The sequence below is a fragment of the Mucilaginibacter dorajii genome (genome assembly GCF_024808255.1).
GTDB lineage: Bacteria > Bacteroidota > Bacteroidia > Sphingobacteriales > Sphingobacteriaceae > Mucilaginibacter > Mucilaginibacter dorajii.
In genome coordinates this window covers 105,138-118,645 of record NZ_JANTYS010000008.1, presented here as the reverse complement: position 1 = coordinate 118,645, position 13,508 = coordinate 105,138, and the positions used below count along the sequence as shown (strand labels likewise).

General features: G+C 42.3%; 12 protein-coding genes. 4 read left to right on the top strand and 8 right to left on the bottom strand.

Annotation, left to right across the window (positions count from 1 at the left end):
* Window positions 1-68 precede the first annotated feature (68 nt).
* The 4 genes from FHS10_RS12760 to FHS10_RS12745 form a co-directional block, all read right to left on the bottom strand.
* The gene (locus FHS10_RS12760; RefSeq protein ID WP_259091193.1) at window positions 69-824 is read right to left on the bottom strand and encodes a LytR/AlgR family response regulator transcription factor; all 756 of its coding nucleotides are present in this window, start codon (window positions 822-824) and stop codon (window positions 69-71) included.
* 12 nt (window positions 825-836) lie between these two features.
* Complete coding sequence (locus tag FHS10_RS12755) at window positions 837-2,522, bottom strand: sensor histidine kinase (RefSeq protein ID WP_259091192.1); 1,686 nt, start codon at window positions 2,520-2,522, stop codon at window positions 837-839.
* A 180-nt stretch (window positions 2,523-2,702) separates the two neighbouring features.
* Window positions 2,703-3,795, bottom strand: a protein-coding gene (gene prfB, locus FHS10_RS12750) for a peptide chain release factor 2 (RefSeq protein WP_259091190.1) whose coding sequence is annotated in 2 segments (ribosomal slippage) — window positions 2,703-3,734 and window positions 3,736-3,795 — 1,092 coding nt in all. Because the reading frame shifts where the segments join, the coding sequence is not laid out codon by codon here.
* A 101-nt stretch (window positions 3,796-3,896) separates the two neighbouring features.
* Window positions 3,897-4,334: a hypothetical protein gene (locus tag FHS10_RS12745; protein ID WP_259091189.1), complete on the bottom strand. Its 438-nt coding sequence runs from the start codon at window positions 4,332-4,334 to the stop codon at window positions 3,897-3,899.
* A gap of 254 nt (window positions 4,335-4,588) precedes the next feature.
* On the opposite strand from FHS10_RS12745, the gene pgi reads away from it, so the two are divergent.
* Window positions 4,589-6,235 (top strand): glucose-6-phosphate isomerase, encoded by a 1,647-nt coding sequence (pgi, locus tag FHS10_RS12740; protein ID WP_259091187.1) that lies wholly within the window; start codon window positions 4,589-4,591, stop codon window positions 6,233-6,235.
* Window positions 6,236-6,366: 131 nt separating this feature from the next.
* On the opposite strand, the gene FHS10_RS12735 is transcribed toward pgi, so the two are convergent.
* Genes FHS10_RS12735 through FHS10_RS12720 form a run of 4 tightly spaced genes read right to left on the bottom strand, consistent with a single transcriptional unit; the run spans window position 6,367 to window position 10,678 of the window.
* Window positions 6,367-7,446, bottom strand: a complete 1,080-nt coding sequence (locus FHS10_RS12735; protein ID WP_259091181.1) for a glutaminyl-peptide cyclotransferase — start codon at window positions 7,444-7,446, stop codon at window positions 6,367-6,369.
* 7 nt (window positions 7,447-7,453) lie between these two features.
* Window positions 7,454-7,822 carry a YraN family protein gene (locus FHS10_RS12730; RefSeq protein WP_259091179.1) on the bottom strand — a complete coding sequence of 123 codons (369 nt, stop codon included), beginning with the start codon at window positions 7,820-7,822 and terminating at the stop codon, window positions 7,454-7,456.
* The gene (gene dnaG, locus FHS10_RS12725; RefSeq protein ID WP_259091178.1) at window positions 7,822-9,759 is read right to left on the bottom strand and encodes a DNA primase; all 1,938 of its coding nucleotides are present in this window, start codon (window positions 9,757-9,759) and stop codon (window positions 7,822-7,824) included. The genes FHS10_RS12730 and dnaG overlap by 1 nt, the downstream gene beginning before the upstream one ends.
* A gap of 49 nt (window positions 9,760-9,808) precedes the next feature.
* The gene (locus FHS10_RS12720) at window positions 9,809-10,678 is read right to left on the bottom strand and encodes a DMT family transporter (RefSeq protein ID WP_259091176.1); all 870 of its coding nucleotides are present in this window, start codon (window positions 10,676-10,678) and stop codon (window positions 9,809-9,811) included.
* 131 nt (window positions 10,679-10,809) lie between these two features.
* Between FHS10_RS12720 and asnS the strand changes: the two genes are divergently transcribed.
* The 3 genes from asnS (at window position 10,810) to FHS10_RS12705 (ending at window position 13,432) form a co-directional block, all read left to right on the top strand.
* A complete protein-coding gene (asnS, locus tag FHS10_RS12715; protein ID WP_259091174.1) occupies window positions 10,810-12,246 on the top strand; it encodes an asparagine--tRNA ligase in 1,437 nt (478 codons plus the stop codon).
* A gap of 124 nt (window positions 12,247-12,370) precedes the next feature.
* Window positions 12,371-12,823, top strand: coding sequence for an SRPBCC family protein (locus tag FHS10_RS12710; protein ID WP_259091167.1), 453 nt, complete (start codon window positions 12,371-12,373; stop codon window positions 12,821-12,823).
* Window positions 12,824-12,895: 72 nt separating this feature from the next.
* Window positions 12,896-13,432: an RBBP9/YdeN family alpha/beta hydrolase gene (locus tag FHS10_RS12705; RefSeq protein WP_259091165.1), complete on the top strand. Its 537-nt coding sequence runs from the start codon at window positions 12,896-12,898 to the stop codon at window positions 13,430-13,432.
* The last annotated feature ends 76 nt before the right edge of the window (window positions 13,433-13,508 follow it).

The window sequence follows — 13,508 nt, the reverse complement described above, 5'->3', positions numbered from 1 at the left end:
AATCTTGTTAAGTTCAATATCTGCGTTATAAAAGGAAGTATTAAGTAATACTTCGCCCTAACCTATTTTTACCCTAAACTTTTATTGAGCGTTTCTTTTACCATATCCCTGTTTTGGCGCGAAATAGGTATTTTAGTTTGATCATTGAGCAGCAGCGTGCCCCCATCCTCTTTTAAATAGCTTTTTATAAAAGCCTGGTTAACCAGGTGCGATTGATGGGTGCGGACAAACTGGTGAGGCTTTAACAAATCCGCAAATTCTTTAAGCGTTTTACAAACTAATACCTGCTCCTTGTTTTGCAGGTAAAAAAGCGTGTAGTTGTTGCTGGCTTCGCAACGCACAACATCGCTAACCTTCACATACATTATTTCGGTAAGAGTAGGTAACGCTATTTTGGGTATTTCATTTTGACCGGATTTGATATAAGCCAGCAGGTTTTCGATATTATAATTTTGTTTACGACTACCTATCTTTTGCTTTCCCTTTTCAATGGCCAGTTTAAACTCAGCAATATCTATCGGTTTCAATAAATAATCTAAGGCCGAAAACTTGATGGCCTGTATGCCGTATTTATCATAAGCGGTGATAAATATCACCTCAAAATCAACTTTGTCAAAGGCCTTCAACACTTCAAAGCCCGATTGACCCGGCATCTGGATATCTAAAAACACCAAATCGGGCTTATGCGTGTTTATAGCAATTACAGCATCCGCCGCGTTCGACGCCGTTGCTACAACCATAACATCTGGACAGTTAACTTTGATAATATTCTGCAGGTTTTCAATATTATTCAGCTCATCGTCAACAATAATGCTTTTAATCATCGGCATATAAAATTAAATCCAGTTTGATAAACGAATGCAAACCACAGTAACAGGCTGTTTAGTTATAGTTAAGGTTACCGGCTGCCCTTTGTACAGCTGGTTCAATAAAGCGATACGCTCTTCACTCAATTTTAAACCGTACCCACTCACTACCTCATCGTTACTTTTATCTATCCATTTACCGTTATCGGTAATGCAGAATAACAGGTCTTTTTCCTGTCGGGTAATAGCAATATCAATTTTACCATTTTCTTTCAATATGGCCACACCGTGTTTAACAGCATTTTCGGCAAAGGGCTGCAACAACATGGCCGGAATTTCGGCATTCGCGCTATTTATGGTGCTATCAACAGTTATTTTAAATTCAAAGCCAAAGCGTAGCTGCTCCATTTGCAGGTAATCATCTAAAATGTTTATCTCCTGCTCCAGGCTTAGCAACTCCTCGTTACCGGTATCCAGTACCTGCCGGGTTAGTTCAGCAAATTTGGATAAATAATGATTGGCACCCGCGATATCATTTTTGTTTACCAGGTTTTGGATAGATGTTAAGGCATTGAACATAAAGTGCGGGTTAAGTTGTGCTCTTATTGACTGCAGTTTTAAGCCCGCGGTTTGCTTTTCCTGTGCTGCACGTAATAGTTTTACCTGGTTACGCCTGTAATACCCTCCAAACAGCAAAACAACACCCGTGAGTGTTGCTATGATGTAAGGCAAGGCTTGTTTGATGGTAATGGCTGCCTTTTTATCGGGCGGAGTTAAAACTTCAAAGGGTATTTTTATTGACTGGCTATCCCCTCCGCGTTTGCCAAAACTCCAAATAATAACCTTGTACCTGCCGGGGCTTTTAAACATATCCGGCGTAACCGTTATATAATTATCAAGTATTTTGTCATTTATTAATGTAGTATCCTTTTTGCCGCCTATTTCCTTAACCAGGTAAGCAGCATAAGCATAGGTTTCGTGGTGCATAAAAGTAACGTCGAAACCATATAAACTATCTGCAAAAAATTTCAAATCCAGGGGCATCCCTGTTTTAGGATCAAACTTTTTTACATAACCTTTTCCCGCTTTTGAGTTGGTAATATCAATACGTTCGCCGGTCTTTTTTACTCCAATGAATATTCCGCCCACCTGGGGTTTAAAATTCACCCGCCAGTCAAATATTACCCCATCTCTTATATTATAATCGTGAATATTTACAACCTCCACCAGGAGTTGTTTACCGGGCCTGTTAAACTTACCCATAAAACCATAAGGATATTTGGCACCATATTTTTTTTCAAGCCGGGGTTTGGTCCATGGCACAACCTCTACGCTATCGTTTTCAACAACATGATAACGGTAGTCGTTTACATTTTCTTTAGTAATACCCAGGGCCATTAATTCGGCATCTGTACTATCGGCAATAATGTAGCTTTGGTATTGTTTCGAAATAGAATATACCCGGTTACCAAAAAAGTACTTAAGGTTGGGGTTAAGTTTTACAGCCAGAAAAAGTGTTTTTTTGGCAAAGCGGTTGTCTTTATATTTTTGAATTTCTTTTTGTCCGAACCAAAGCTGATCATCTAAAAAACCAATATTATCTCCCTGTACAACATGCCCAAAAGGTGGTTCATCACCCTGCTGTGCCTGTGCTTTAAAAACGTTACCCATACCGAGCGTTAACCACCCAATTAATACTAAAATTCCTTTTTTCATGATGTGTGTTTAAGTTTATGATTTAATTATCACATCACAAAAATGTATTTACAGCCGGTGCCGAACAACGTACATTGAGTATTTGGTAATGGGGATTTAGAATTTGGCGGTATCTGGCAAAAAAATAGCGATGGGTTAATACCCATCGCTATAACAATATCATTATTATTGCCTTATTCTTTAACTTTTAGGCCCACCAAATTCCATCAGGTAAGCCTTCAGGAACTCGTTAAGCTCACCATCAAGCACGGCTGCGGCATTTGAGGTTTCATGATCGGTACGTAAATCTTTCACCAGTTTATATGGATGCAGTACATAGTTGCGGATCTGTGAGCCCCACTCTATTTTCTTTTTGTTGCCTTCAATGGTATTGGTAATTTCCAATCGTTTGCGCATCTCGGCCTCATATAGCTGCGATTTCAGTAAGCGGATAGCGTTATCCTTATTCTGTAACTGCGAACGCGACTCCTGGTTTTTAATAACGATGCCCGATGGTTTGTGGTATAAACGTACCGCGGTTTCTACCTTGTTCACGTTTTGGCCGCCTGCACCGCCAGAGCGGAAGGTTTCAAACTCGATATCGGCAGGATTAATATCAATCTCGATGGTATCATCAACCAAGGGATAAACATATACCGATGCAAACGAAGTATGGCGTTTGGCGTTGGCATCAAACGGCGATACACGCACCAGGCGGTGTACACCATTTTCGCCTTTTAAATAGCCGTAGGCAAAATCACCTTCCAGTTGCAGGGTTACGGTTTTTACACCGGCCACGTCACCCGGCTGGTAATCCTGCTCGGTAACTTTATAGCCGTTCTTTTCGCCCCACATAATGTACATACGCATGAGCATGCCTGCCCAATCGCAGCTTTCGGTGCCGCCTGCGCCGGCTGTGATCTGCAGCACGGCATGAAACTGGTCTTCTTCGGCCGAGAGCATGTTTTTAAACTCAAGCTCTTCTACAGCCTTTATAGTAAGGTTATATTGCTCCAGCATTTCGGCCTCGGTGGCGTCGCCGGCCTGGTAAAATTCAAATAACACACCGGTATCCTCAATAATGGCCATCAGTTTTTGAAACTCATCTGTCCATACTTTTTTTACTTTGATGGATGCCAGTACCTTTTCGGCTTCTTTAGGGTGGTCCCAAAAATGCGGACCAATGGTTATTTCCTGCTCTTCTTTTAGCAGCTCAAGCTTCTTATCAATGTCAAAGATGCCTCCTCAGGGACGCTGCTCTGTCCCTTAAATCCTGAACTTGTTCTTTAGTCATGCGGCAAATATAGGCAAATGTATTATCGGCATAAATAAAAAAGGCCTGCAAATTGTTTTATCAACCTGCAGGCCCGTTTTATAGGTAAAATGTATCTTATATTAAGCAACCATAGCACGGTCAACCAGCAAACTCAAATCTGCACGGTTACCGTTAAGCTTGGTAAGCATATTAATTAACTTAAATTCTTTGATCTCTTCGCTCTTTGAAGCTTTAACCAGTTCGGCCATTACCTGTGGGATAAGCGATTTCGCGGTAGCAAACGCAGCAGTAGCATCCACATCATAAAATGTGTTAAGCCTGTTGGCAAACCTGTTTACCATGCTTGATACCAATGATTGATTGTAAACACCCGACGACTTAAAATATTTAACTAAGTCTTTCAACTTACCATTCTCCATCTGGCCTTTTAAAACCTCGATTATAGAACTTGAAGCTTCGATCATTACTGCTTCATGGTGTTTTGCAGCAATCAGTGGGTTGTTAATAACTGCCGTCCCGGCGTTATTTTTTACAAGCAAAAACAGTTTTCCAAACATTGTAGTAAATAGTTAAAAATTAAAATTTACAAATTGATGATAAATCACTCATTTGACTATCAATAATACAAAGATATTAAATAATCATTTGAAATATCAAAACATTTGTCAATTTTTTTTAATATTATCGTAATTTTCAGGTGTAAAACAAACACTATGTAAACCGTGTTATTACAACACTAAGATTACTTAGTTTTACATTTAATATCTGCCTAACAATTAACTTGTTACTTTTGCTTAAAAACACATCAACTATGCTGCCAAATACGGATTTTACCACCACGCAGAGCTATAAATATTTAGCCGACCACTACATTGATATTGTATCAAAAAGTCTGAAAGAATTATTTGATGCTGATGATCAACGATTTAATAAATTCTCCATTCAGTTTGAAGAGATCCTGCTGGATTACTCCAAAAACCGCATTGACGATGAGACTATAGCTTTATTGATACAATTGGCTAAGGAATGTTCAGTAAATAAGGCAATAGAGGCCATGTTTGCCGGCGAAAAAATCAACGTTACCGAAGGCCGCCCGGTGTTGCACATTGCCTTGCGTAACCGCAGCAACAAACCAATTTTGGTTGATGGTAAAGATATAATGCCCGATGTAAACAAAGTGCTTGACCAGATGAAAGCTTTTAGCGAGGCTATTATATCGGGTGCATGGAAAGGTTATACCGGCAAACCTATTACCGATGTGGTTAACATTGGCATCGGTGGTTCTGACCTTGGCCCGGTAATGGTTACCGAAGCACTTAAAGCTTATAAAAATCATTTAACCCTTCACTTTGTAAGCAACGTGGATGGTACCCACATAGTTGAAACCCTGAAAGCAGTTGATCCGGAAACAACCTTGTTCCTCATCGCTTCAAAAACATTTACCACCCAGGAAACTATGGGCAATGCCCACAGCGCGCGCGACTGGTTTTTAGCTGCCGGTGCTACCGAAGCTGATGTGGCCAAGCATTTTGCAGCGCTATCAACCAATGCCGCCGCTGTCGAAAAATTTGGCATTGATACCAAAAACATGTTTGAGTTTTGGGATTGGGTTGGCGGCCGTTACTCTTTATGGAGCGCTATTGGCTTATCAATCGCCTTGAGCATTGGCTTTGATAATTTTGTTGAACTGTTAGAAGGCGCCCATGCAACTGATGAGCATTTCCGTACTGCCGAATTTGAGCAGAATATCCCGGTTACTTTGGCCTTGATCGGCATTTGGTACAACAACTTCTTTGAAGCCGAAACCAACGCCATTTTACCGTACGACCAGTACATGCACCGTTTCGCTGCCTATTTTCAGCAAGGCGATATGGAAAGTAACGGTAAACATGTTGACCGCAATGGTAAACATGTTGACTACTCAACAGGCCCAATCATTTGGGGCGAGCCTGGCACCAACGGTCAGCACGCTTTTTACCAATTGATTCACCAGGGAACCAAACTGATCCCTTGCGATTTTATCGCTCCGGCGCAATCACACAATCCGCTTGGCGAACATCATAACATGTTGTTATCAAACTTTTTTGCCCAAACAGAAGCTTTGATGAACGGCAAAACCGAAGAGGTTGTTATTGAAGAGCTTAAAGCCGCCGGTAAAACCGATGCCGAAATTGAGGCAATCGCTCCTTTCAAAGTATTTGAAGGCAACCGCCCCACAAACTCATTCCTGCTTAAAAAGATCACCCCGCACAGCCTGGGCTCATTAATAGCCATGTATGAACACAAGATATTTGTACAAGGCATTATCTGGAACATTTACAGCTTTGACCAATGGGGTGTTGAATTAGGCAAGCAATTAGCCGGCAAAATTCTTCCCGAATTGAAAGATGATGCCGAGATCAGCAGCCATGATTCATCAACCAATGGTTTGATCAATTTGTATAAGGCCTGGAGGTAAGCCCCCCAGCCCCCTGAAGGGGGAGCTTTTTGAATAGCATAAATAAGAATGGCCGGTTTCTTTTGAAACCGGCCATTCTTATTTTAAAATCTGCATATTTGGAATCTGAAATCTGCACATCAGTTCCCCCTTCAGGGGATTAGGGGGCTAAACTTCACCTGGTACATTTTAGGCCATTTTTTGCCGGTTACAAAGATGCGCTTGGTAGCGGCATCATAGGCTATCCCGTTTAATACGTTATTGCCCCAATCGCGACCAGCTGGTCTTTCAGATTCGGGGTATAGGTTTTTCATGTCTATTCTTTGCTCTACGGCACCGGTTTTAGGGTTGATCACCAGGATATCGTCCGTTTGATAAACATTGGCGTATAACTTGCCATCTATGTATTCCAGCTCGTTTACCGAGTCTATTTGTTTTTTATCGTCGCAAACATCGATGTAGCCAGTTTGCTGGTAAGTATCTTTATCCAGGAACCAGATGCGGTTGGTACTATCATCCAGGTAAAGCTTTTTACCGTCGAAACACATACCCCAGCCTTCAACGCCCACGTTATTGGGGAATGTTTTTAACAGCTTAAGCGTGTTTTTATCATACACAAAGCCTGTTTTTTCGCGATAGGTCATTTGCACCACCTTATCGCCAATTACTGATAAACCTTCGCCAAAGTATTTGTCTTCCAATTTGGTTTGCACCAATACTTTGCCGGTTTGCAAATCCACTTTGCGGATAGTTGAATGGCCGGGTTCGCCGGTACTTTCATACAACACGCCATCAATGTATTGCAAACCTTCAGTATAGGCGCTGGTATCGTGCGGAAATGTTTTTTCAACCTTATAAGTATATTCTTCGGGGGCTTTGCCTGCAAGGAGTAAAATATTGGTGGTAACATCCTGGCTTTTGCCGCCCTCGTAAACCTTAGCCATGAGTATTTTAATCCCCAGGGGAACAGTATCGGTATTTAAGCTGATGCCGGCAGTATCTTTTGATGATCCAATGCGGGTAGACTCCATCATGTATACAACCGAATCTGGTTTCGCATCAGCAGGCAAAGCTACTTTTATTTTTACCACATCGCCGGCTTTGTAGGTAGTACCCGCTTCCGGGCTTATGGTATAATCGGCAGCGCCTGCTGTTGTTTTTTGCTTACAACCATTACAGCCAAATGCCAGTAATAAGCCGGCTGCAAAAAAGATCTTTATTTTATTGTTCATGGTTAACTTAAGTTCCTGTCGGCCAAAACGCATCTTCTATATGGTTTAGTGTGTAGTTTTTTTCTTTATCAAACAAAATGGCAATAATATCAAACCGTACATCGCCCTGGTGATTCATGAGGTAAATATATTCATCTGCCGCGTTTGCGAGTAATTTTTGTTTGCGGGCATCTACAAAATCTTCGGGCATGCCAAAGCCGGTGCCGGTACGCGTTTTTACTTCGATAAATATAATCACCCGGCCTTTATAGGCAATCAAATCTATCTCGGCCTTACCGTACGTCCAGTTCTCGTCCAATATTTCATAACCGGAATTTTCCAGGTGCGTTTTGGCTAAAGCTTCGCCCGCGCGACCAAGATCAAGGTGTTGGGCCATTATTTGATAATTACCGAGCCCAAAAAGTCGGAGATACTTTTTTCAACCTTTTTCATGCGTATATATTTATCAAGCAAAATTTCCTGGTCGGCTTGGTTGTCAGCATTTTTCAACTCCGTTCTAAGCCCCTCCAGTATCTTTTCTACCTTATGTTTTTTAAGGTGAAAGATAGCGCCAAGAATAGTAGCTTTCATATTTGACGTTTCATCATGAATCATGATGCCATGCATATCCATCCAGTTATCGCTCAGCGTATATTTAGAGGTTAACAGATCTACCGTAATATCAACAATACCCTTATCCGGGTGATGAATAAAGTGGCTATCTTCTGGCAGTACGCCATTTTCTACCTCTGCACGATAAAGTTCAACAAACATTTTGCATACAGCATGCTCAAAGGTAACATCGCCCAGTTCCGCTATGATGAACGGACCAATATAAGTATTGGCAATACCGTCCCAGTCAATCATCTTGCTGCCGTATAACAACAGCAAACGAATGATCTCTTTTTCCTGAAAACTCTCCTCTTTGGCTGGTTCGGGTATAATTACCGGTTCGTCAAAAAAGTGAGGCTCATCAGGCATCTCCGCATATCTTGATGCCGATGATTGTTGCTGCCCATCTTTTTTGGCCTTGGCCTGGCGCATTTTATTAAGTTCGGATAATAAAGCGCGCTCATCAATCTGCAGTAAAAAGCTACACTCCTTAATAAAAACAGAGGCCTTTATCGAATCCGGGATCTTGGCAATACTCTCCACAATTTCGCGGATGATACCCGCCTTTTTTATCGGGTCGTTACCAACATCTTTTAAAAGTGTGTTGGCTTTAAAAAGGATAAAGTCCTTTTTATTTTCGTCGATGTGTTTTTTGAAAGCGGCAGTGCCTACGCTGCGTACGTAGGAATCGGGATCATGTCCCTCGGGGAAAGAAACCACTTTTACATTAAGCCCTTCCTCCAGGATCATATCCAGCCCGCGAAGCGAAGCCTTGATTCCAGCCGCATCCCCATCATATAAAATGGTAATGTTTTTGGTAAACCTGCTGATGAGTTTAATCTGCTCTACTGTTAACGATGTACCAGATGAGGCCACCACATTTTCGATACCGGCCTGTACTACCGAAAGTACGTCGGCATACCCCTCAACCAGGTAGCAATTATCGTCTTCACGAATGGCCTTCTTGGCAAAATAAAGCCCGTAAAGCACGTTCGATTTATGGTAAATATCGCTCTCGGGCGAGTTTACATATTTGGGGACGTTCTTGTCTTTTTTAAGCGTGCGGCCACCAAAAGCGATGATCCTGCCGGTAAAATTATGGATTGGGAACATTACCCTGCCACGGTAACGGTCATACAAATTACCGTTGTCGCGCTTAACAGAAAGTCCGCTTTCTGTCAAAAACTGTTCTTTGTAACCTTCTTTAAGCGCGCTGCTGGTAAAGGCCTCCCATTGATCGGGCGAGTAGCCTAACTCAAATTTTTTAATGATCTCGGTACTAAAACCGCGCTCTTTAAAATAGCTTAGGCCTATGCTTTTACCTTCGTCGGTATCTAATAAACTTTCATGGAAAAATTTGGCAGCATAGGCCGTTACAATCATGAGGCTTTCGCGACGAAGCTCTTCTTCCCTGTTTTCGGGGGCTTCTACCGTTTCTTCAACCTCGATGCCGTATTTTTTGGCCAGCCATTTGAGCGCCTCGGGGTAGCTGAATTTTTCCAGTTCCATCAAAAACGTTACTGCCGAACCACCCTTACCTGTAGAAAAATCTTTGAAGATGCCTTTTGCCGGCGATACCGTGAACGATGGTGTACGCTCATTGGCAAACGGCGATAAGCCCACATAGTTTGCACCACGTTTTTTTAACTGCACAAACTCCCCTATCACCTCCACAATGTCGGTGGCTTCCATAATACGGTCGATAGTGGATTTTATGATCATAAGCTGAATGCAAATGTAGGGCAAATCATCAAACGATGATTAACAAACGTTAAGATACAACTTTATTTGGTTGATTGCGTGGCTTTAAAAATGTTACGGCTATGCCGCCAAGCACAATTACGCTACCCGCAATTTCATTAAATTCTAATTTTTCATTCAGCAAAATGGCAGCAAGTATGGCTGCGAAAACCGTTTGGCTCAGTAAAGTAATAGCCACTTTGGTCGATTCCAGGTAGCGTAACGAGTAGTTGATGGTAAGCCAACCTGCCAACTGGCATATGATACCCATGCCTAAAAAGCAAAGCCAAACTTTTAACGAAAAATGCATGATACTGGCGCCTACAAAACTGTTTACAATCAGCAGGAAAACGCTTGAACCTAACATGCTGTAAAACATAAAAGTGAATACATCAATACCCGCCATTATGTTTTTAGTTACCATAATGTAGCTGGCATAAAACAGGCTGGCTAATACGGCTAAAAGGATGCCGGCATTAAGTTCCAGGTGTAATATATGCTGATAGCCTACCAGTACTATCATACCCAAAATGGCTATTGCCGTACCTATCCAAAACAGCACGCCGCCGCTTTTCTTGAAAAGTATAAAGCTGAACAAACCTACCCAAACCGGGGCCAGGTTAGCTATCAGGGTTGATACCGTAGCGCTGATCTTTAACAGCGACAGGTTCCAAACTGCCACATCTGATGCGAAAATGATCCCGGCTGTAATAGCGATGATCAGTTGCTTACGCTCAACCTTAAACTTCTTTTTTATAATGCAGTATGGCAGCAGGCAAAGCCAGGCAAAAAACACCCGGTAAAACGCGCAGCCTATGGGCGATACCCCGGCAAGCTTTACAAATATTGGCGAAAAGGAAATACACAAAATGCCAATGACCAGGCTCAGTTTGGGGTTCATTACTACAATTAATATAAGGCGCAAACTTAATGAAAAGGTGTCCAAATAGCAGCCAAATCAAAGTACGGTTACAGAAATAATTGTATTTTTGCCACTCAAAATTTATACATTTTTATACATAATTACACATTATGAGTCAGCGCACAAAGATCAAAGCATTGCTGCAAAGCCAGCAAACGGAAATTGATGTAACAGTTAAAGGATGGGTTCGCGCCTTCCGGTCAAATCGTTTTATTGCTTTGAATGATGGCTCAACTAATAATAACATCCAAATCGTTGTCGATTTTGAAAATACCGATCCTGCCCTGCTTAAACGCATCACTGTTGGCGCGGCACTTAGCGTGCAGGGTAAACTAATCGCCTCTTTAGGTAAAGGTCAAACGGTAGAGGTTGTTGCTACCGATATTGAGATCCTTGGCGATAGCGATCCTGAAAAATACCCAATCCAGCCTAAAAAACACAGTTTGGAGTTTTTAAGGGAAAATGCGCATCTGCGTTTCCGTACCAGTACTTTTGGGTCGATATTTCGCCTAAGGAACAGCCTGGCATTCGCAGTACACCAGTTTTTTCAGGAACGTGGTTTTGTTTATTTGCACACACCGGTTATCACACAATCTGATGCCGAAGGCGCGGGTGAGGCATTTCACGTAACCAACTTCGATCTTAACAACATCCCCAAAACCGATACCGGCGAGGTTGATTACAAACAGGACTTTTTTGGTAAATCAACCAACTTAACAGTATCCGGCCAGTTAGAAGGCGAGCTTGGTGCAATGGCCTTAAGTGATATCTACACCTTCGGACCAACATTCCGTGCCGAAAACTCAAACACTACCCGCCACTTAGCAGAGTTTTGGATGATTGAGCCGGAAGTTGCCTTTAACGATCTGGCCGATAACATGGACCTTGCCGAGGACATGCTGAAATACGTGATCAGGTACGCGTTGGATAAATGCCCGGAGGATATTGAGTTTTTAAGCCAGCGCCTGCAGGAAGAAGAAAAACAAAAACCCCAGAACGAGCGATCTGAAATGACCCTGCTTGAAAAGCTGCAGTTTTGTTTAGATAACAACTTTGAGCGCCTTACTTATACAGAGGCCATTGAAATATTAAAAGAATCGACACCGAATAAGAAGAAAAAGTTTCAGTATCTGATTGAAGGATGGGGAACCGACCTGCAAAGCGAGCACGAGCGTTATTTGGTAGAGAAACACTTTAAAAAGCCGGTGATCCTAACCGATTATCCTAAAGAGATCAAATCGTTTTATATGCGCCAGAATGACGATGGCAAAACAGTTGCCGCTATGGATATCCTTTTTCCGGGCATTGGCGAAATTGTAGGCGGCTCGCAACGCGAAGAGCGTTTGGATAAACTGGAAGTACGGATGGATGAATTGGGCATCCCTAAAGATGAGCTGTGGTGGTACCTGGACACCCGCCGTTTCGGCACCTGTGTACACTCGGGTTTTGGCTTAGGCTTTGAGCGCCTGGTGTTATTTGTTACCGGCATGAGCAACATCCGCGACGTGATCCCTTTCCCAAGGTTTCCGAAGAACGCGGAATTTTAAACACGATTAATAGATTTTGTAGGATTAATAGGATTTTTTTGATGCATATTTTCATCAAAAAAATCCCATTATTATTTAAACCAAATGCTTAAAATCGTATAAATCTTATATAATCCTAAAAATCGTGTCCATCATCGAACTTGCTACCCATATCAACGCGCCAATAGCCAAATGCTTCGATCTGGCAAGGAGTATTGATATGCATGTGAATTCGATGCAACAGAGTGGCGAAACTGCGGTGGGCGGTCGCGTTAGCGGCCTCATTGAACTTGGCGAAAGCGTTACCTGGCGGGCTAAACACTTTGGTATCCGGCAAACGCTCACCTCAAAGGTTACCGAAATGGAGTACCCCAGCTACTTCACCGACGAAATGGTTGAAGGTGCTTTCAAAGCCTTCAGGCACGAGCATTATTTTTATGCCATTGGCAATCAAACCCTCATGAAAGATGTTTTTACGTTTGATGCCCCCTTAGGTTTTTTAGGACTTATAGCTGATTTTCTATTTCTGAAAAACTATATGCGGAGGTTATTGGAACAACGAAACGAAGTAATCAAACAAGCTGCGGAAGCCCCCTAACCCCCTGAAGGAGGAATTGGAACAAAGGTATAAGTTAAAGAAATCCTGTTAATCCTTTAAAATCTTAAAATCGTGTTTAAATCAACCATTTTTATCATTCCGGGGCTGGGCAATTCCGGACCAGAGCATTGGCAGTCACTTTGGGAAAAGCGTTTTGGCTTTACCCGTATTGAGCAGCAGGATTGGGAAACGCCTGTTTGTGCCGATTGGATCACCACGCTGCAAAGCTATTTAGATACTCATAACCCTGCAGATGTGATACTGGTTGGTCACAGCCTGGCCTGCTCAACCATAGCTTATTGGGCAAAGGAATATAACGTAGCTATCAAAGCCGCCCTCTTAGTTGCACCAAGCGATACAGAAGCACCAAGCTACCCGCCTGGAACAACCGGCTTTGCCCCCATGCTGCTCAACAAGCTACCCTTTAAAACTATCGCCGTAATGAGTACTAACGACTTCTATGTAAGCCCGCAACGTGCCGAACAGTTTGCGAATGCATGGGGCAGTAAGCTCATCAATATTGGCGATGCAGGGCATATTAATGGTGCATCAAATTTAGGGGAATGGGAAGAAGGATTGGAGTTTTTGAGAGAATTGGATGAGGAGTAATATCTACATACAAATTGTTTAAAATTCTGTCATTCTGAGTTGTAAAATTTTGCGAATTTCTGAAGGTGGAATGACA